At 51.0% G+C, this 18,413-nt stretch carries 18 protein-coding genes; 13 read left to right on the top strand and 5 right to left on the bottom strand.

Annotated features, from left to right (window positions below; all coding sequences use genetic code 11):
- The 6 genes from DCW36_RS22705 to DCW36_RS05375 form a co-directional block, all read left to right on the top strand.
- Positions 1 to 431, top strand: a 431-nt coding sequence (locus DCW36_RS22705; RefSeq protein ID WP_205702880.1) for a hypothetical protein, incomplete at its 5' end; no start/stop codon positions are given.
- A 552-nt stretch (positions 432 to 983) separates the two neighbouring features.
- Positions 984 to 2,258, top strand: a complete 1,275-nt coding sequence (gene kynU, locus DCW36_RS05360; protein WP_114777331.1) for a kynureninase — start codon at positions 984 to 986, stop codon at positions 2,256 to 2,258.
- A gap of 60 nt (positions 2,259 to 2,318) precedes the next feature.
- On the top strand, positions 2,319 to 2,447 hold the full coding sequence (locus tag DCW36_RS22940; RefSeq protein ID WP_262708143.1) for a hypothetical protein: 129 nt from the start codon (positions 2,319 to 2,321) through the stop codon (positions 2,445 to 2,447).
- Positions 2,448 to 2,512: 65 nt separating this feature from the next.
- Positions 2,513 to 3,796, top strand: coding sequence for a cation:proton antiporter (locus tag DCW36_RS05365; protein WP_114777332.1), 1,284 nt, complete (start codon positions 2,513 to 2,515; stop codon positions 3,794 to 3,796).
- A gap of 31 nt (positions 3,797 to 3,827) precedes the next feature.
- On the top strand, positions 3,828 to 4,421 hold the full coding sequence (locus tag DCW36_RS05370; RefSeq protein ID WP_205702881.1) for an alpha-ketoglutarate-dependent dioxygenase AlkB family protein: 594 nt from the start codon (positions 3,828 to 3,830) through the stop codon (positions 4,419 to 4,421).
- Positions 4,422 to 4,494: 73 nt separating this feature from the next.
- Positions 4,495 to 5,871, top strand: a complete 1,377-nt coding sequence (locus DCW36_RS05375; RefSeq protein ID WP_114777333.1) for an FAD-dependent oxidoreductase — start codon at positions 4,495 to 4,497, stop codon at positions 5,869 to 5,871.
- 16 nt (positions 5,872 to 5,887) lie between these two features.
- Here DCW36_RS05375 and DCW36_RS05380 read toward each other — a convergent pair whose 3' ends face one another.
- Entirely contained in the window at positions 5,888 to 6,094 is a 207-nt protein-coding gene (locus DCW36_RS05380; protein WP_128396950.1) for a hypothetical protein, read from the bottom strand.
- 173 nt (positions 6,095 to 6,267) lie between these two features.
- Here DCW36_RS05380 and DCW36_RS05385 point away from each other — a divergent pair, with 173 nt between their 5' ends.
- Positions 6,268 to 6,774: a hypothetical protein gene (locus tag DCW36_RS05385; RefSeq protein WP_114777334.1), complete on the top strand. Its 507-nt coding sequence runs from the start codon at positions 6,268 to 6,270 to the stop codon at positions 6,772 to 6,774.
- A gap of 81 nt (positions 6,775 to 6,855) precedes the next feature.
- Here DCW36_RS05385 and DCW36_RS05390 read toward each other — a convergent pair whose 3' ends face one another.
- Together DCW36_RS05390 and asnS are read right to left on the bottom strand one after the other, a co-directional pair.
- Complete coding sequence (locus DCW36_RS05390; protein ID WP_114777335.1) at positions 6,856 to 8,382, bottom strand: hypothetical protein; 1,527 nt, start codon at positions 8,380 to 8,382, stop codon at positions 6,856 to 6,858.
- Positions 8,383 to 8,605: 223 nt separating this feature from the next.
- The gene (gene asnS, locus DCW36_RS05395) at positions 8,606 to 10,045 is read right to left on the bottom strand and encodes an asparagine--tRNA ligase (RefSeq protein ID WP_114777336.1); all 1,440 of its coding nucleotides are present in this window, start codon (positions 10,043 to 10,045) and stop codon (positions 8,606 to 8,608) included.
- 289 nt (positions 10,046 to 10,334) lie between these two features.
- On the opposite strand from asnS, the gene rpoN reads away from it, so the two are divergent.
- Positions 10,335 to 11,786 (top strand): RNA polymerase factor sigma-54, encoded by a 1,452-nt coding sequence (rpoN, locus tag DCW36_RS05400; RefSeq protein WP_114777337.1) that lies wholly within the window; start codon positions 10,335 to 10,337, stop codon positions 11,784 to 11,786.
- A gap of 144 nt (positions 11,787 to 11,930) precedes the next feature.
- Positions 11,931 to 12,551: a hypothetical protein gene (locus DCW36_RS05405; protein WP_240676064.1), complete on the top strand. Its 621-nt coding sequence runs from the start codon at positions 11,931 to 11,933 to the stop codon at positions 12,549 to 12,551.
- Between the two features lie 163 nt (positions 12,552 to 12,714).
- On the opposite strand, the gene DCW36_RS05410 is transcribed toward DCW36_RS05405, so the two are convergent.
- A complete protein-coding gene (locus tag DCW36_RS05410) occupies positions 12,715 to 14,073 on the bottom strand; it encodes a T9SS type A sorting domain-containing protein (protein ID WP_114777339.1) in 1,359 nt (452 codons plus the stop codon).
- A 212-nt stretch (positions 14,074 to 14,285) separates the two neighbouring features.
- Between DCW36_RS05410 and DCW36_RS05415 the strand changes: the two genes are divergently transcribed.
- Together DCW36_RS05415 and DCW36_RS05420 are read left to right on the top strand one after the other, a co-directional pair.
- Positions 14,286 to 15,068, top strand: coding sequence for an enoyl-CoA hydratase-related protein (locus DCW36_RS05415; protein ID WP_114777340.1), 783 nt, complete (start codon positions 14,286 to 14,288; stop codon positions 15,066 to 15,068).
- 166 nt (positions 15,069 to 15,234) lie between these two features.
- Positions 15,235 to 15,873 carry a hypothetical protein gene (locus tag DCW36_RS05420; RefSeq protein WP_114777341.1) on the top strand — a complete coding sequence of 213 codons (639 nt, stop codon included), beginning with the start codon at positions 15,235 to 15,237 and terminating at the stop codon, positions 15,871 to 15,873.
- 209 nt (positions 15,874 to 16,082) lie between these two features.
- Here the strand turns inward: DCW36_RS05420 and DCW36_RS05425 are convergent, their stop codons facing one another.
- Positions 16,083 to 16,817: an ABC transporter ATP-binding protein gene (locus DCW36_RS05425; protein WP_114777342.1), complete on the bottom strand. Its 735-nt coding sequence runs from the start codon at positions 16,815 to 16,817 to the stop codon at positions 16,083 to 16,085.
- A gap of 240 nt (positions 16,818 to 17,057) precedes the next feature.
- On the opposite strand from DCW36_RS05425, the gene DCW36_RS05430 reads away from it, so the two are divergent.
- A complete protein-coding gene (locus tag DCW36_RS05430) occupies positions 17,058 to 17,642 on the top strand; it encodes a DUF4142 domain-containing protein (protein WP_114777343.1) in 585 nt (194 codons plus the stop codon).
- 77 nt (positions 17,643 to 17,719) lie between these two features.
- A complete protein-coding gene (locus DCW36_RS05435; RefSeq protein WP_114777344.1) occupies positions 17,720 to 18,289 on the top strand; it encodes a DUF4142 domain-containing protein in 570 nt (189 codons plus the stop codon).
- The last annotated feature ends 124 nt before the right edge of the window (positions 18,290 to 18,413 follow it).

An 18,413-nucleotide genomic window follows, 5' to 3' on the forward strand; every position in this document is an offset into this window, starting at 1 on the left:
CCATTGTAAGAATACTCTTTAAGCTACCCGAAAGCAGCCAATGTGTCTGTCTGTCCCGACCCGTTTTCCTTTTCCTTAGAATTGACGCAGGTAATTTACCCGCGCGGATTTTAATTTCGTCTCTTTCAATCTCTCAAAGAACCTGCAGAAGGACTTCCTCCTTCTCCTGTGCTACTGCTGTAGCTCGTGTTATTTTTTCCGTTTCAGAACCTTCTGTTCTGATTGGGGTTGCAAAGGTAAGCAAACTTTTTAACTTTGCAATGCTTTTGAAAAACTTTTTTTTCTTTTCTGTTTCAGCTACCCTGCCGCCTGCTGTGCATTTTTCAGGAAGCGGAGGCAAAGGTAAGCAGCTTTTTCCGACCTTCCAAAAGAAATTCAATTTCTTTTTTTTACCTCTTTCTGCTTCTGCTTTAGCTACTTACAGCTGTTAGCAAAACCTCTTTCTGGCCGCCTCCTGCTGAAACGGGTTACAAAGGTAAGCAGAACTTCTGAAGTTGCAAGCAAAAGCAAAAAATAATTTCAAGCTTTTCGTTTTCATCATGCGCCGGTAGCCACTGCCTGGCTTCCGTTTCCCGCCGCTCGTTTGCGTTGGGAGTGCAAAGGTAGAAATTGTTTTTCGCTTTGCAAGAGCTGTAGCTAACATTTTCCCGATTTTCAGGTAAAGTCCTCTGAACCAGCTGGATTATTTTGTCTGAACCGGGATTCCCGCTGATTTTCCTGATGCACCTGATGTAGTTCGTTGACACTACTTCCTGCCCGGCAGTGGCAATAGTGGCAGGAGCAGTCAAGGAGCAGGGAAAAGAAATCAATGAAATCAGATAAATCAGCGGGAATCCCGGTTCAGGCAAAGCAGCAGAGGCTGTGGTGACAGGTGCAGTAATTACTTGCAGCCATTTATCTTGTCAGATCTCACCTTATTTTGCCATCTTAGCGCTCTCATGCGTATGGTGCAGAGGAAGCACCATTTTAATCCGCTACACCACATGAACTACCAGAATTCACTCGCCTTTGCCCAGCAGCAGGACCAGCTGGATCCGCTGCAGCACTATAAAAGCCGCTTTTATGCACCACAACTTAAAGGCCAGGATGCTATCTACTTTTGCGGAAACTCCTTAGGCCTCCAACCCAAATCGGCACAGGCTTACCTGGACCACGAAATGCAGAACTGGGCCGACTTTGCTGTTGAAGGCCATTTTAAAGGCGATACGCCCTGGTTCAGTTATCATGAACTTCTTGCAGCAGCTACTGCCCGTGTAGTGGGAGCTAACCCTGCAGAGGTAGTGGTGATGAACCAGCTTACCGTAAACCTGCACCTGATGCTGGTGTCGTTTTACAGGCCGCAGGGCAAACGGTATAAGATTATTACCGAAGGCGGGGCTTTTCCGTCTGACCAATATGCCCTGGAGTCGCAGACACGGTTTCATGGCTACAATCCGGATGATGCCATTATCGAACTATTCCCGCGCGAGGGGGAGCACACGTTGCGCACCGAAGATATTATCCAAAGCATAAACAGCCATGCCGATGAGCTGGCGCTTGTGATGATGGGCGGCATTAACTACTACACCGGTCAGTTGTTCGATATGGCAGCCATCACAGCGGCAGGGCATGCAGCTGGTGCCTTAGTGGGCTTCGACCTGGCGCATGCGGCGGGCAATGTGGTGATGCAGCTGCACCAGTGGGAGGTGGACTTTGCGGTTTGGTGTAGTTATAAATACCTGAACTCCGGTCCGGGTGGCACATCCGGAGTGTTTGTGCACGAGCGCCATGGCAACAATCCCGACATTCCACGTTTTGCAGGCTGGTGGGGACACGATGCCTCTGTCCGGTTTCAGATGAAAAAAGGATTTATCCCGATGCCCGGAGCTGCAGGCTGGCAACTGAGTAACGCCCAGATTCTGCCGATGGCCGTACATCGCGCTTCGCTCGAGCTGTTTGACGAGGCCGGTATAGCCAACCTGCGCCAGAAAAGCGAAAAACTGACAGGTTTCCTGGAGTTTCTGATAGATGACCTGCAGGTAAACAAAAATACGCTGGAGGTAATAACGCCACGCGACCCGGCGGCACGCGGATGTCAGCTCTCGATGCTCGTGAAGCAGAACGCCCGCCTGCTTTTCGATAAACTGACAGAAGCCGGCATCATCGTCGATTTTCGTGAACCTAACGTTATTCGGGTCGCTCCTACCCCGCTTTACAATACCTTTGAGGAAGTTTTCCGCTTTGCTGAAGTGCTGCGCCAGTGCCTGACTACCCGCTAACGTCCCTCCTTCCCAGGCATTTAAGGTGCAGTGGCTGTGGTGGCGGGCGCAGCAGAATTTATGAGCGACAGGAATGCCTGGGTGGCGACATGCAAAACAGTTGATGCCGGGAAATCAGCCCGACACCAATCATCCGGAAAAGAACTGCTAATATCCGGGAAAGACGAAACAGGCGAAACCTACGTATGAAGCCCTACCGGCGGAACTGGTTCGCAACATGACAACCTCCGCCTGTCTTTAACGGCGCTATTACAATGGATAATTATATCGTACAACTCACTATTATAGGAGTTGCTGCCCTTTCCATGGCCTGGATACCCGCCATCATGGAAAGAACATTTGTTTCGTACCCTATCCTGTTTTTGCTGGCAGGTGTGGCGATTTACCTGTTGCCCTTACGGCTTGCCGATCCGGATCCTATCTGGCAGGAAGATTACGTTGTCAGGCTTACGGAGCTGAGTGTGATTATTTCACTGATGGGCACCGGCCTGAAAATCAGGCGCAGGTTTAGCTGGAAAAACTGGCAGATCCCCTTGCGCCTGGTGTCGGTAACCATGTTGTTATGTATCGGTATTCTGGCCTTGGTAGGGTGGCACTTCCTGGGAATGACTGTGGCGGGCGCTGTGTTGCTTGGCGCCGTACTGGCGCCCACCGACCCGGTGCTGGCGGAACAGGTACAGGTTGGTCCGCCACACGATAAAGAAGAAGACGATGTGCGCTTTTCGTTAACAGCAGAGGCCGGCCTGAACGACGGTACCGCTTTCCCCTTTACCTGGCTGGCCGTGGTGCTGGCGGTGGCGGCCCAGAATAACAGCGACTGGCTTGGCGAGTGGGTCGTGCGCGATTTGCTTTACAGGGTAGCAGCCGGTGTCGGCATTGGTTACCTGCTCGGGCGGCTGCTGGCTTACCTCATTTTTTTCCTGCCCCGTAAATCGAGCTTTCCACGGGCTACAGACGGTTTCCTGGCTTTATCGGCCACGCTGGTATCGTATGGGGTAACGGAACTGCTGCACGGCTACGGTTTTATTGCCGTTTTTGTAACGGCGCTTACCATGAGCAGCTACGAAGAAGAAGATTACTACCACACCGAAATGCACGACTTTGTAAACCAGGTGGAGCGCATCATTATGGTTATCCTGCTCATGCTCTTTGGAGGAAGTTTGGTGACCGGGGTGCTGGAGTACCTGACCTGGCAGGGCGCACTGGCCGGACTGGTCTTCCTGTTTCTGATCAGGCCGGCCAGTGCGCTTATCGGGCTGATCGGGGTCGACTGCTCGCTGAAAGAGAAGCTGGGGATCAGTTTTTTCGGGATAAGAGGGATCGGCTCTTTCTTTTACCTGTCTTTCGCGCTGGATAAGATTAATTTTGTTGATGCCAACCAATTGTGGGCGGTAGTTAGCTTTATTGTCATGACCTCTATTGTTTTACACGGCGTAACCGCCAGCAGGGCGATGCAATATCTTGATACTGCCCGGAAGCAGCAACCGGAAGTAAAAGAGGAGCAGCAAAGTCTAAAAAGCAGCCCCAACGACCGGTAACATATCACCCAACATCATTAACCACACACGGATGCCCTTAGCAGGTGATTTTGAAAAGCTGGCGATGCCCGATGCCGAGGTATATTTTGCCCCGCATTTCTTCGGTGCTACACAAAGTGAGCTCTATTTTCAGGAGCTGCTGCAGCAAATAAACTGGAAACAGGAAAGCATCAAACTTTTTGGCAAAGAAACCGCCATGCCGCGCCTTACCGCCTGGTACGGCGACAAAGCCTACACCTATTCCGGCCTGCAAAACAAGCCTGCTCCCTGGATTCCGGTACTGCAGCAACTGAAAGAGCAGGTAGAGCAGGCAACCGGCCACACCTACAACAGCGTGCTGCTCAACCTCTACCGCAGCGGCCACGACAGCATGGGCTGGCACTCCGACGACGAGCCGGAACTGGGGCAGGAACCTGTTATTGCCTCGCTTAGTTTTGGAGGCGAACGCCGCTTTGCCTTCCGCCACCGCTTCCGGAAAGATGTAGCACCCGTCCGACTGACACTGCCTTCCGGAAGTTTGCTGCTCATGCAGGGGCCAACACAGCACTTCTGGCAGCACAGCATCCCGAAAACAGCAAAAACCGTACAACCCCGCATCAACCTCACCTTCCGGCAGGTATTATAACAGCTGCTTTTGGGGTTGTCATTGCCAAAACTTACCTGTTACTTTACAGCCACAAGGGAGTTTGCCTTTCATTATGACGGATAAAAAGAACATTGCCATTATCGGAGCCGGTCTGGTTGGGTCGCTGCTTTCGCTGTACCTGTCCAGGCGGGGCCATAAAGTTGACCTGTACGAGCGCCGCCCGGATTTAAGAAAGATAACCGTAGATGGCGGCCGCTCCATTAACCTCGCCCTCAGCGACCGGGGCTGGCGCGCCCTGCGCGGCATTGGCATTGAAGAGCAGGTGCGCAAGGTGGCGGTGCCCATGCACGGCCGCATGATGCACGACGAACAAGGCAAGCTCTCGTTTCTGCCCTACGGCAAAGAAGGACAATATATTTACTCTGTCTCCAGGGCGGGTCTGAACATGGCGCTGATGAACCTGTCGGAGCCCGACCCCAACATCAACTTCCACTTTAACGAGCAGCTCCTGGACCTGGACCTGCGCAAACACGAAGCGCTGCTGCGAAACACGGAAACACAGGAACAGACCAAACTCAAACCGGATTTACTTTTCGGTGCCGACGGCGCCTTCTCGATGGTGCGCCTGGCCATGCAGAAAACGGAGCTCTATAACTATTCGCAAAGCTACCTGGAGTACGGCTACAAAGAACTGACCATTCCGGCAACAGCAGACGGTGGTTGGGCACTCGAAAAAAATGCGCTGCACATCTGGCCGCGTGGCAACTACATGATGATTGCCCTGCCCAACATCGACGGCAGCTTTACCTGCACCCTCTTTTTCCCTTATAAAGGCGAAGCGTCTTTTGCCTCGCTCACCACAGAGGCGCAGCTGCTGGAGTTCTTCGGGCGTGTGTTTCCGGATGCGGTGCCATTGATGCCCGGCCTGGCAGAAGAGTTTTTTGAAAACCCGGTTGGTTCGCTGGTAACCATCAAGTGCTTCCCGTGGTCGTACGGGGGCAACACCTTATTGATCGGCGATGCGGCCCATGCCGTTGTTCCTTTCTACGGGCAGGGCATGAACGCCGGCTTCGAAGACATCACCGTACTGGACCAACTGCTGGATACCTTCGATGGCGACTGGCAACAACTCTTCGAAACCTTTGAGCAGAAACGTAAACCCGATGCCGATGCCATTGCCGATCTGGCGGTAGAAAACTTCATCGAAATGCGCGACAAGGTAGCCGATCCGCGTTTCCTGCTCCGCAAAAAAATAGAAGCTAAAATAAACGAGCAGTACCCCGGCAAATGGATTCCGCTTTACTCGATGGTCACCTTCTCCGACTACCCCTACTCCTACGCCCTGGAAACAGGCCGCATCCAGGACAAGATCATGCGCAAGGTAATGAAGCACATTAAATCGGTGGACGATTATAGCAAGCCTGAAGTGCAGCAGCTCCTGGAGAAACAGCTTATCCAAAAGGAAAAGCTAAAACCTTACCGGGCGTAACCGCCAACACAAGTATCTAAGTCACACTTTCAGGAGCAGAGGCTGTGGTGGCCGGTGCAGCAGCGTTTAAAAACTTTTCTGCTGCAGCCACCACTCCTTCTGCTCCTGAAATGCTCTGAAAAATACGGCAAAGGAAGCAGTTACAGCCTCGTTTTTTCTGCTGCACCGGCCACCACTCCCGCTGCTCCCGTTCCGGCTTTTGCTGCCGAAAAATTCTGCGCATCCACCTGAAGGCTGTTGTACAATTTTGCCCTTACCCGGGGCCGCTAAAACAACAACTAATTTATACAAAATCAGTATAGTTATTAAGGCGGCACAACAACTATCGCCTTAATAAAATCTATTTTTTACCACATAACTTCATTGTTATTTTCTATAACCAAATTCCGGAATATCATGAAAAATATAAATAAACTAAAGGAGATAATTGTAGCCGCATGTATGGTGTGCCTGGTAAGCTTTACAAACAGTGTTTTTGCACAGGAGGCAACACCGCCGGAGACAGAACAGCAACAACCTTTGGCAGCCTTTACCGATGCTGAACTGCAGCAGTTTATCGATGCCAATGGCAGGCTGATGGTAGTACAGGAAGAGAGTGAAAAGCTGATGTTGTCTATCTTAGTAGAAGAGAAACTTGATATAAATAAATTTAATGAACTGGCCGTTGCGTACCAGAACCACAAATTCGATGAGGCAGACGCTACACCCGAAGAAAAAGCCGCTTTTAACAAAATAGCGCAACGCTTAATGGAACTTCAGCCTGTTGTACAGAAAGGCGTACAGGAAGCCATCGAAAAAGATGGCATGTCGCTGGATAAATACGAAAAGATCATGATCGCTTACCAGGAAAGCCCTGTGATACAGGCCCGGATACGGAGCATGATAGCTGTAGCTGACGAATAAGAAACAATCGGGCTGACAATGAAAAAGCCTCACGCCCGGTACCGGTGCGTGAGGCTTTTTTATGTAAAGGTGATGCTGCTTTTAGTTTTGAGCAAACTCCACAATTTTAAAGGTTTTGGAACGCTTGTCGTAATAGCCGTAATGCAGCTTGTTACCATAGCGGTAGCGGGTTCTTACTTCCGGCATCGGCTTCAGTTCTTCTTCGTATTTCTCAACCTTGTCCTCGATCAGACCATCTTCGCCCGTCTCTACTTTGGCAAGGGACTTACTATCAAGTACCGCTCTGAAATACGTGCTGATGCCCTGGTCAGCCGAAGCACCGGAACCGCTGTTCCGGAACGGATCGTACACGCCGTAGTAGTACCCCGGAAAAGCGCCGTAGCTGTACGGCAGGCTATAAGCAGGCACCCAGCGCCCCGGAATCATCATTAATCCACGGGAGGTGCTCACGTAGCGGTCGGGTGTGCGTACCATCCGCGACGGATCGCCATTACGCTGCGTTTGCGGCGGCTCATACGAACCAATGGTCAGCTGGATGGTGCTGTCGCTGAAAGCATCTACGGTAATGGCCGGTACACCGCTGGCCAGGTTTTTCATCACTTTAGAGGTTTTCTCCAGCACCTTGGTATCCGAAGAGAACAGCCCTTTCACACCGCGCTGATACACCGGTGTGGCTTTAATGGCGATCTCTTCTTCAGCCGTATAGCTATATTCTTTCAGCGGTTGCAGGGTGTTGAAATCGTACGCCGTCAGGTTCAGCTGCTCTTTGTCCATCAGCACCCGGAACAGCCGGCCCTGGTGCAGGAACGAATTAAACCCAAGGCTGCCTTTTTGCTCGATGGCCGGTAGCGCCCGGTAAGCGGATTGGCCCGTGTTCCAGTCCAGTGTCAGGATTTCGGTGGTTGTTTTGTTGCCTTCTCCTCGCAGGTAATAGCCGTCGAAGATCATGAAGATCTTATCGCCGTTGGTGTACATCTTGCTGCGGTGGTGGCCCGTGAACACATTGCGCTCCAGGTCAGGATGCACGAATATCAGCTGGCTTTCCCGCTCCATGCGCTGGCGCGTCTTGGGCATGTTGTTGACAAAGGTTTTCTTCTCGAGCCGGGCCTCGCCCTCCCCGTTGTCGCGGTGCAGGATCAGGTTACCTTTTCTATCGGAAAACAGCATGTACAGGTGGCTGGCATCGGCAAATCCGCCCATGAACTCTTCGCCCCGGCCTTTTACCACCTCAATGTCCTGCAAACTGCGGAACGCACCGGTATTTCGGCTGATGGCAAACGGGCGCACATACTCGCGGCGGCCATTTATATAGCGGCTATAGAAAACAAATTCGTCCGGCGTAACCCGTGAACCAAAAATCTGCGGCTGCTGGCTGTAACGGTACGGTATTTCATGCGAGGCGATTACTTCGCCGGTAGGAGAAATTACATTAAAATAAAGCTTATTGCTCTGGTAGGAGTAAATACAAACGTTGCCGTCGCCATCCGCCACCGACACCATATCTTCGGCACGTCGCACGGGCAGCTCTACATTTGCAAACTCCTGCTGGGCGCTTGCTTCTAAAGCAACCGCACCCATTAGAAACATGATTAAAAGGAACTTGCGCATTAATTTTATCTGATTATTTTAATTGTTTAACGTGCAAATTTCCGGCCAAAGTATACAAACAATCATTCGTTTCATAGCAACCGTCATTTTTCTTTTGATAAGAGTAGCATTTCATATCGAACAAACCCTATTTTGCCACTTTAGGTACACAAGCTGTTATAATAAGAAAGAGGCTGCCCCGTATCCAGAACAACCTCTCTTATCTTACCAGATTTAGCCGCTGCTAAAACTCCGCATTCTTCGGCGTGCGCGGGAATGGGATTACGTCGCGGATGTTGCCCATACCGGTCACGAACTGCACCAGGCGCTCAAAGCCCAGTCCGAAGCCGGCGTGCGGGCAGCCTCCGAAGCGGCGGGTATCCAGGTACCACCACAGGTCCTCTTCGGTTATGCCTACGCCTTTCATGCGCTCCACCAGCAGTTCGTAACGCTCCTCCCGCTGCGATCCGCCTACAATCTCGCCGATGCCCGGCGCCAGGATGTCCATGGCGGCAACGGTTTTGCCATCGTCGTTGAGGCGCATGTAAAAGGCTTTGATGTCTTTGGGATAATCCGTCACGATTACCGGCTTTTTGAAATGCTTTTCTACCAGGTAACGCTCGTGCTCGCTCTGCAGGTCTACGCCCCAGGCTACATCGTACTGGAACTTCTTCTTTTTATAGTGATTCGAGTTGAGCAGGATGTCGATGGCTTCGGTATAAGTAATGCGCTCAAAGCTGTTGTTTACCACAAACTCCAGCTTTTCCATCAGCGTCATCTCCTGGCGTTCCTGCTGCGGTTTGCTCTTATCTTCTTCCGCCAGGCGTTGCCCCAGGAACTCGATGTCGTCGGCGTTTTTCTCGATCGCTTCGCGGATAATGTATTTGATAAACTCCTCGGCCAGGTCGGCGTTCATCTTCAGGTCGTGGAAAGCCATTTCGGGCTCTATCATCCAGAACTCAGCCAGGTGGCGGGCCGTGTTGGAGTTCTCGGCACGGAATGTTGGTCCGAACGTGTAAATATCGCTGAAGGCCATGGCAGCCAGCTCGCCCTCCAACTGCCCCGATACGGTCAGGTTGGTGGCGCGGCCAAAGAAGTCTTCTTTAAAATCGATCTGCCCTTCCTCGGTGCGGGGCAGGTTGTCCAGGTCCAGCGTAGTTACTTTAAACATCTCACCGGCACCCTCGGCATCCGATGCTGTTACAATAGGCGTGTGCATGTACACAAAACCGCGCTCGTTAAAGAACTTGTGCACCGCGAACGCCAGCGTGTTACGCACCCGGAATACAGCCCCAAAGGTGTTGGTACGGAAGCGCAGGTGCGCAATCTCGCGCAGGTACTCCAGCGAGTGCGCCTTTTTCTGCAGCGGATATGTTTCCGGGTCGGCCTTGCCCAGTACTTCGATGGTTTTGGCCTGCACCTCGTAGGCCTGTCCCTTGCCCTGCGAGGCCACCAGTTCGCCGGTAACCGCTATGCTGGCACCGGTGGTTACATCTTTCAGCGCCTCTTCGCCGAAATGCTCTGAATCAGCTACAACCTGCAGGTTATGTATGGTGGAGCCGTCGTTCACGGCGATGAAGTTTACAAACTTGTTGCCGCGCTTGGTGCGTACCCAGCCCTTCAGCAGTACCTCTTTGCCTGCCTCGGCTCCTGTCAGCAGATCTTTTACTTTCGTGCGTTGCATGTGTTATGATTGCGTATAATGTATGAAAGCGATGATGCCTATAAAAGTATAAATTAATTTTTGAAACTTGTTGCCTTACTTCCAGTTAAGATATATCGGAACAGGTACAGCAGCCGCCCCGGCAGAAAGCCCAACTTCCCCGATGTTGGTTTGGTTTTCCGTTGCTTTTCGGGCAGGCGCTGTAAGAAAACCCTCAAAGTAACGATATTTTAACCTTTTTTGTAAATGCGAGTAAAATTATCCTAAATTTGGAGGTGCACAACCAAGCCTAGAAAACAGATTTTAACCTATGCAGCGACTCGATTTAAGACAACTTTTATCCCAGAAGTTATCGCCGCAGCAGATACAGTTCATCAAGCTGCTCCAGATACCTACTGCTGAGTTAGAGGCGCGCATTAAGGAAGAAATGGAGATAAATCCTGCCCTGGAAGAGGGGCGCGAGGAAGCCGAAACCGATCCTTTTGCCGAAAGCTCCGGCGAGGAAGAGTACGAAGACGATTTTAACAAGAACGATGAGATCGACCTGAACGATTACCTGCATGACGATGAAATAAGCGGCTACAAAATGCAGGGCGACCGTGGCGGCGGCGACGAGGAAGACCGGGAAATGCCTATTGCCATGTCCTCTTCCCTCACCGATAACCTGCTCGACCAGCTGGGTTACCTGGAGCTGGACGACAAGCAGTACAACATTGGGATGCAGCTGATTGGCAGCATCGACAACGATGGCTACATCCGGCGGGAGTTAAGCTCCATTGCAAACGACCTGGCTTTTTCGCAGAACATCGAAACCACCGAGCAGGAAATAGAACAGGTCCTGCACCTGATCCAGACCTTCGACCCGGCAGGCATTGCTGCCCGCGACCTGCCCGAATGCCTTTTGCTGCAACTGCACCGCCGTGAGCAGGACGCGACCACCGTGCTGGCAGAACGCATTATTACCGAAGCATTCGACGAATTCACCAAAAAGCATTACCACAAGCTGCAATCCAAATTCGGGGTTACAGAAGACGAACTTAAAAAAGCAGTCGACCTGATCGTAAAGCTCAACCCGAAACCGGGAGGCGCCGGAGCCGGTATGACGCGGGTGCAGTACATCATTCCCGATTTTATTTTAACGAACGAAAACGGACAGCTGCAGCTCTCGCTCAACTCCCGCAACGCGCCCGACCTGCGCATCAGCCGCTCCTACTCCGACATGTTTGATGCCTATGATAAATCAGACAAAAAAGATAAAAAGCTCAAGGAAACCGTAACCTTTGTAAAGCAGAAGCTTGATGCTGCCAAATGGTTTATCGATGCCATCCGGCAGCGCCAGAACACGCTGCTGCGCACCATGGAAGCCATCATCAAGTACCAGCACGACTTTTTCCTGGAAGGCGACGAAAGCCAGCTGCGCCCCATGATCCTGAAAGACATTGCCGAGGAAATTGGCATGGACATCAGTACCGTGAGCCGCGTAGCCAACAGCAAAGCCGTGCAAACCGAGTTTGGTATTTACCCGCTCAAATATTTCTTCTCCGAAGGTATTGCCACCGAATCGGGCGAAGATGCCAGCAGCCGTGAGGTGAAACACATTTTAAAAGAGATTATCGACAAAGAGGACAAGCACAAACCACTCTCCGACGAGAAGATTGAGAAAATGTTGAACGAGAAAGGCTACAATATTGCACGCCGCACGGTGGCCAAGTACCGCGAACAACTCAACATTCCCGTTGCCCGGCTACGGAAGGAGCTGTAGCCGCTGTAAACTGCTAACCATTAAAACATCAGCAACCCGGACTGCACAGAAACCTATGCCAGCAGCGGCAGCATATCTTGCCAGAAAATCCTGGCGTTACAAACTCTGATTTAATTTGTCATTCCTGATTATCAATACCTGCTTGTGAGCCGTTCTCTTGCGAAGGTACTGTCGGTGGTTTTCCATCCGCTGCTAATGCCTACCCATCTTTTTGCTTTTATCTTGTATTACCTGCCGGCCCCCATGTTCCCGCTGCCCCTGCAGGTGCGCTGGGCTGTGCTGGTCATGATTTTCTTTACCACGTTTATAATCCCCGCTTTAGGAGCCTATGCCATGATACGTGCCGGGCAGGTAGATTCTTTTGAAATGGAGAGGCGGGAACAGCGCAGCCTGCCCCTGCTCTTTACCGGGCTTTGCTACACCACCACGGCCTACCTGCTTTACCGCGAACCGGCCCTCGACCAACTGTTCTACTTTATAATGGGTGTAATTGCCGTGTCTGTTTTCCTGACCTTCCTGATTTCGCTGTTCTGGAAAGTGAGCGCCCACAGTGTGGGTGTGGGAGGCAGCCTTGGTATCCTGTTTATGCTCCACCGGTTGGTTCCGGATGGTTTGATGTTGCTTCCGCTATTATTCGCTATCCTCCTGACAGGGGCCGTACTTTCTGCCCGGCTTGCCTTGCATGCCCATACGCCGGCGCAGGTATATGCCGGTTTTGGAAGCGGTTTCCTGCTGGCCCTGGTAGCCGGTGCTATAGCATTTTAGACCTGCAAGCATAAAAGCAAAGGGAGCGCCCGCCGCATAGCACAGGCACTCCCTTCCTTTTTATCTCCCAACACCCCGTTAACTATTTGCTGCAGCAGTCACCACACCCGCTACTGCTACAGTAAACCAGGGAAAACACCGGAAAAAGGCTTTTCTCCCAAACCTACTGCTTCACGATCTTTTTAGTAAAGCCCGCGTTATCAGGCCCGGTTACCCGCACCAAATACACGCCACCCGGAAACGTACTCAAATCGATGGTGGCTTCGCCGCGCAGGCTGCTGCGTTCGTACATTTTCTGCCCGGTAATGCTGTGTATGCTTACAGTAGCATCCTGTACTTTGGCAGCATCCAGCGCCACATGCAACTTATCTGTAACTGGGTTTGGGTACAGCTGGGTGGCACCGGCCAGTACATCATCCTTAACACCGGTAACCGTTACATTTATAAAATCGCTGAAGGCAAAACGCAGGAAGTTCACTTCCTGCCCTGCCTCTTCATCAAAAAACCTGAAAACAATATCTGTAATGCTTCCTGCTGCATCTTTCTGGATTTGAGTAATCTCGCTGTTTCCGGCATCTACTATCCATTGGTTGTTTTCGTATACCTCACTTTTTAAGCTTACCAGGTAATCCCCTGCCATAAACTCCACTGTTGTTCTGTAGCCCGGCACCCAGGTATTGTTCTGGAAAGCATCGACTACTTCTGTTACGGTAGTGGTGTTGGCAGCAGCGTTGAAGGAGTAAGAGAACGTATGGCGGGCATTGTTAAACCAGGCGCCTCCATCATAAAGTTGCAGGATATAGCTTTGCTCAAACTGGTTCTGCGTATACACCAACTCTGTCATACGCTCGTCTGCTACCCAGGCGCCTTCCATACGCTCATAGGAGGTTATGCTAACCGGCACCAGACTGCTGCCTGCATATTCGTAAACAGATTTCGAGATATCGTTCCAGTTATTTTCTTCGTATTCAGCTGAAACAGATTGAGACAAGCGGTTATTGGAATCGTAGGTGTGGGTGTGCCTGGTAGCAGCGCCTATTTCCCACTGGTTTGTTTCCCGGTTCCACTCAAAAATGGCAAAATAGGTCATGTGGCCCTGCTGGTCGTATTTAATACGGGTACGGGACTCGTTTACCCAGTTGTTTCCGACTTTTACCTGGTTAAGCTCCAGCGTGTCACGCCCCTGTGCATCGTAGGCGTGCGTAGTGCGCAGCACGCCGGCTGCAAGTAAGTTGGTAGCCTCGCTAACTGTAACAAGTCCTTTGTTGTTGTACTGGTGGGTAATATCCTGCACCGGCATCCAGGACGTACCAAACCAGAAATACTGCTTTTCTGACCGGGGAAGCCGCATCGTCGTCTGGCTGGCGGCAAGTGCAGGCGTGGCTCCTCCTGCCGAGAGCGAAGAAAGGGAACTGCTGGCCGTTAAGCGGCTGGCGGGCCGCTGGCTTCTGGATTGGGAATAGCTCACAGAGCTCAGGCATAGCAGCATAGCTGCTACTAAAAGTAGACTAACTTTTTTCATAGTTTATAGATTAATTAAGGTTGTGCGCGTAAAGTATCCCAACGAAGAAAAAGCTGCTTCCGGGACGATTTGAGCAAAAGCAAAAAGTGTGCAGAAAATTAATTTTTGCTAATATTTATTCTTGGTTCAGCTAAAAAAACTATAAAAAAATTGCAACACTACTGATTAGCAGCTACTACACCAGGTAAAAAAGATAACCAAGTACACAGACCATGACGTATGAATGCCTTTTGTATGAAGTAAAAGAAGGAGTAGCCTCCATCACCTTAAACAGGCCCGAAGTGTTTAATGCCTTTAACGACCAGCAGAGCTACGACCTGCAGGATGCCCTGAAGCAGGTAGCCCGCGACGAGGGGGTACGGGTAGTGGTGCTAACAGGAGCCGGCAAGGCTTTCTGCTCCGGGCAGGACCTGAAAGCCATTGCCCAGGCCGGCAAACGCGACCTGTCGGAGTCGCTCGAGAAGCGGTACAACCCCATTATCCGGGCTATGCGCAACCTGCCGAAGCCGGTGATCTGTAAACTGAACGGGGTTGCTGCCGGTGCCGGTTGCTCGCTGGCGCTTGCCTGCGACATGATCATAGCCTCGGCAGAGGCCAGCATGGTGGAGGTATTTGTGCAGGTGGGCCTGGTGCCGGACTCCGGTTCTTCTTTTTTTCTGCCACGGCTCGTCGGCTCACTGAAGGCTTTTGAGCTGAGCACGCTGGGTTCTAAAGTAAAGGCTGACGAAGCGCTGCAACTGGGCCTGGTAAACAAAGTGGTAGCGCCAGCTGCACTCGATGCGGAAGTAAACAAACTGGCCGCCTATTATGCTGCAGCTCCCACCAAAGCCATTGCGCTTACCAAGAAGCTGCTCAACCGGTCGTTCAGTTCCACGCTGGATGAAATGCTGGAGTACGAGGCACAGTGCCAGAAAATTGCCGGAAACACCAACGATCACAAAGAAGGTGTCGCCGCTTTTATAGAAAAACGAAAACCAGACTTCCATGGCTCCTGATTTTCCGTATAACTATACCAAAATAAAGTTGCACTAAAGTTTTGATTTACAGCTTTTTTTAGCGATTTTACAGTACGTGTTTTACCCGTATACTGCCTCTCCGTTTCGGTCAGCGACAGCCCGAGTAGCCATTGCCAGTTATAACCTTACTTTATCAAATAAAATTATGAAACCTACCTTCTCCCACGTTACCCTGCAGGTCTTGCTCCTGCTGTGCGCACTACTCGCTTTTTCCTGTAAAGAAGATAAAGAAGAAGATCCTGCACCAGACACAACAAACCAACTGGAATACAACGGCCAGAAATACACGTTTAAATCCGGACTGGTAGAGGATTATGGTCCGCTAAGTGTGTTTGGGACCACGAATACGCACCACAACTACGACTTCACCATTTTAGACGGAACGTTTACCAAGCAGGCCGATAATTCCTATGCCCCAACATCTGCAAGCTCAACGGTGATGGTGTTTGCCGAACTTTTTTCTCCGGGCACCGCAGGGTTTACCACCGGTACGTTCACACACATTGCCCCCACCGACAATGATGACGATGACCTGAACGATACAGAACTTGAATCCAAGTACAAGAACAAAGCTTACTTTAACTATGCCCTTGTTTTTATCGACAGCAACAACAACAAAACACTGGAACAGACCGACATTATCCTGATAGCAACAGGCGGTACCATAAAGGTATCGGGCTCAGCAGCCAACCCCACCCTGGAGTATAACCTGACCTTACACGATGGCAAAACGCTGACAGGAAGCTATACCGGCGGCTTCACGTATTCGGATGAAACCGACTAGCTGAAACCCGTCCCCTTCCTGCTGAAAAATAAAAAAGCCTGCAACAGAATTACGCCATTGCCAAAAGCAAGTCCGGAGCTTCTGGGTGCAGGCTTTCGTGTTGCTTCTCCTGTTTTAACTGCACCTGTCACCACAGCCACTGCCCCAACACAAAGGAGCAGTGGCTGTGGTGACAGGTGCAGCAGAACAAAACCAGGCGGTTTGCGCCCTTACCTGAAAGAATAACCCAGCGCCACCTTAAACTGCGGCAGTGCGGTTGCCAGCAGAACGCCATTCCGCTGGGAGGTAATCTCTTTACCGACAAAGAGATCCTGCAGCAGTTCATTCGCATTTTTGGAGTAGCCATACTTTGCCCGTACGCCCAGCCCGCCGGCTACTTCCAGCGCGAAATGTTTATTTAACCTGAACTGGTAGCCAAACCGGTAGGCCAGGTCGAAGGTATTCAGGAACAGGCGCCCGATGTAGCGCGCATCGGGGTCGTTTACATCCGGTTCCGGCTGATTAAATATTTCATAGCTGGAATCGTCGAACAGGAGGAAACGGTAGCCGAAAAAAGGGCCATGAAAGAAGCCATAGGGAGCATTTCCTTCTTTAGAGGTATAGTGCCGCTGCTCCATCCGCAAAGCAAGGCCTTTTGTATCCCGGGCCTTATCTCTTGATAAGTTGGAGTCTCCGTCTTTCAGGTAGGTCCTGTAAATATAGCTTAGCCCGAGTTCGTTGCTGACATCGCCGGCCCTTACACGCTCATAGGCAAGGTAGATTTCGCCTAACTGCAGCGGATGCACTTTCAGGATCCTGTTCGGGTTGCCGGCCAGTATTTTCTGCCTGTATTCCTGCTCATTTCTGTAATCGTCGTCGTCTTCGGTTTGTGCCTGCACAGCAGAGAGCGGCAGCAGCAGTAAAAAGAAGCAAGCTGCAACAAATAAGGAGTTGATTTTTTTCATAATCTTAAGCTCTAGGGGTAAATAATTTGTCATGGGTACTATAACTATTGGTATTAGGTTAGGAACAGGTTTATTTTTCAGCAAAAACCGGCTCAGCACAAAGCTGCAGCAGGCGCTTTTCCGTAACAACCTCACTGCCCGGGCAGTGGTGTTGCAACAGGTTATACCGGATAACTACAACTTTGTTCGGGCGTATATAGTCATATGTTCAACTATAAATAGGTAACAAAGCCTAAAACTATGAAAAAATTAGCATCGACAGGATTTATTGCATGCGCCCTGCTGGCAGGGATGGCAGCTTGCGATTCCCAGAAAACCGACAGCGTTGAGCAGGCGCAGGAAACCAATGAGCAGAAGTTTGAGGAATCGGAAATGGAAGAGCGCAAAGCTGACCAGTCGGAGTTTTTGACGAAAGCGGCCAGCAGTGGTATGTTTGAGGTAGAAGCAGGAAAACTGGCACAGAAACAGGCACAAAATGCGGAGGTGAAAAACCTGGGACAAACAATTGCCTCGGGGCATGAAAAAGCCAACAGTGACCTGAAGTCGCTGGCATCGCAGCTAAACATTACGCTGCCCGACAGCATGAGCCAGGAGCACATGGACAAGCTGAAAGAGCTGCAGGAAAAGAAAAAAGGAGCAGAATTCGACAAAGCGTATGTGGATATGATCGTAAGTGCACATGAAAGCGACATCGACATGTTTGAGAACGCTTCGGAGAACATGCAGGCGCAGGAAGTAAAATCTTTTGCCTCGAATAAACTCCCCGCCCTGCGCGAGCACCTTGATCAGGCAAAGCAGCTAAAAGAAAAACTAAACAAGCAGTAAACAGTTTATTTAGTACAACTACCACGGATGCACCTGCCGGTGTTTAACGGCAGGTGCGTCATAAGTTCACCATTCTTATGAGAAACCTTTTCGCCACCGGCATGCTTGCTGCGCTGCTTGCTGTTAACAGCAGTTGCACCCCCGACGACAGCATACACCATGCTGCCGAACAAAGTGTGCAGCGCTTTGAGGAAGCAGGCATGCAGAACATGGAAAACGATGCATTATTTTTAGCCGAAGTTACAAGTGCCAATATGCTGCAGCTGCAACTGAGCGAGCTGGCAGCTAACCAGGCCGTAAGCCCGGAAGTGCGGGAGCTGGCCCAGCAGATGAAGCACGAGCACAGGCAGATACTGGACGAAATAAACACCGTTGGGGCTGAAGGAAATTTTATTCTGCCCTCCAAACTTGGAAAGGATCACCAGGAAACCTACGACGAGATCAGCTCCCGCTCCGGTTTACCGTTCGACCTGGCTTATATCGAGGAAGCCGTGGAAAGCCACAAAGACCTGCTGAAGCGCTACGAAGATATGGCAGACAACGGCGTTTCTATGAACATAAAGCAGTTTGCCTCCAAACAAGTGCCGCTGGCAAGACAACACCTGGAAACAGCGCAGGCCCTGGAAGAGAACGTGAGCGACTACTAAAGTCTGTTCTCGACATACTGCAGCAGCGGCTGTGGTGGCTGGTGCAGCAGAACTTTTGAAGCCAAAATAGCTAAGGCAAGGGCACAAAAGCAAAAGGATAGCTCCGGTTCAGGTGGCTATCCTT

Source organism: Botryobacter ruber, from assembly GCF_003347595.2.
Taxonomy (GTDB): domain Bacteria; phylum Bacteroidota; class Bacteroidia; order Cytophagales; family Hymenobacteraceae; genus Pontibacter; species Pontibacter ruber_A.

Excerpts from the sequence above, each read along its gene's own strand:
- DCW36_RS05375 (WP_114777333.1), top strand. The coding sequence starts at position 4,495 with ATGACGGATAAAAAGAACATTGCCATTATCGGAGCCGGTCTGGTTGGG.
- kynU (WP_114777331.1), top strand. The coding sequence starts at position 984 with ATGAACTACCAGAATTCACTCGCCTTTGCCCAGCAGCAGGACCAGCTG.
- DCW36_RS05430 (WP_114777343.1), top strand. The coding sequence starts at position 17,058 with ATGAAAAAATTAGCATCGACAGGATTTATTGCATGCGCCCTGCTGGCA.
- DCW36_RS05385 (WP_114777334.1), top strand. The coding sequence starts at position 6,268 with ATGAAAAATATAAATAAACTAAAGGAGATAATTGTAGCCGCATGTATG.
- DCW36_RS22940 (WP_262708143.1), top strand. The coding sequence starts at position 2,319 with ATGAGCGACAGGAATGCCTGGGTGGCGACATGCAAAACAGTTGATGCC.
- asnS (WP_114777336.1), bottom strand. The coding sequence starts at position 10,045 with ATGCAACGCACGAAAGTAAAAGATCTGCTGACAGGAGCCGAGGCAGGC.
- DCW36_RS05370 (WP_205702881.1), top strand. The coding sequence starts at position 3,828 with ATGCCCTTAGCAGGTGATTTTGAAAAGCTGGCGATGCCCGATGCCGAG.
- DCW36_RS05435 (WP_114777344.1), top strand. The coding sequence starts at position 17,720 with ATGAGAAACCTTTTCGCCACCGGCATGCTTGCTGCGCTGCTTGCTGTT.
- DCW36_RS05390 (WP_114777335.1), bottom strand. The coding sequence starts at position 8,382 with ATGCGCAAGTTCCTTTTAATCATGTTTCTAATGGGTGCGGTTGCTTTA.
- DCW36_RS05365 (WP_114777332.1), top strand. The coding sequence starts at position 2,513 with ATGGATAATTATATCGTACAACTCACTATTATAGGAGTTGCTGCCCTT.
- DCW36_RS05380 (WP_128396950.1), bottom strand. The coding sequence starts at position 6,094 with ATGCGCAGAATTTTTCGGCAGCAAAAGCCGGAACGGGAGCAGCGGGAG.
- DCW36_RS05425 (WP_114777342.1), bottom strand. The coding sequence starts at position 16,817 with ATGAAAAAAATCAACTCCTTATTTGTTGCAGCTTGCTTCTTTTTACTG.
- rpoN (WP_114777337.1), top strand. The coding sequence starts at position 10,335 with ATGCAGCGACTCGATTTAAGACAACTTTTATCCCAGAAGTTATCGCCG.
- DCW36_RS05415 (WP_114777340.1), top strand. The coding sequence starts at position 14,286 with ATGACGTATGAATGCCTTTTGTATGAAGTAAAAGAAGGAGTAGCCTCC.
- DCW36_RS05420 (WP_114777341.1), top strand. The coding sequence starts at position 15,235 with ATGAAACCTACCTTCTCCCACGTTACCCTGCAGGTCTTGCTCCTGCTG.
- DCW36_RS05410 (WP_114777339.1), bottom strand. The coding sequence starts at position 14,073 with ATGAAAAAAGTTAGTCTACTTTTAGTAGCAGCTATGCTGCTATGCCTG.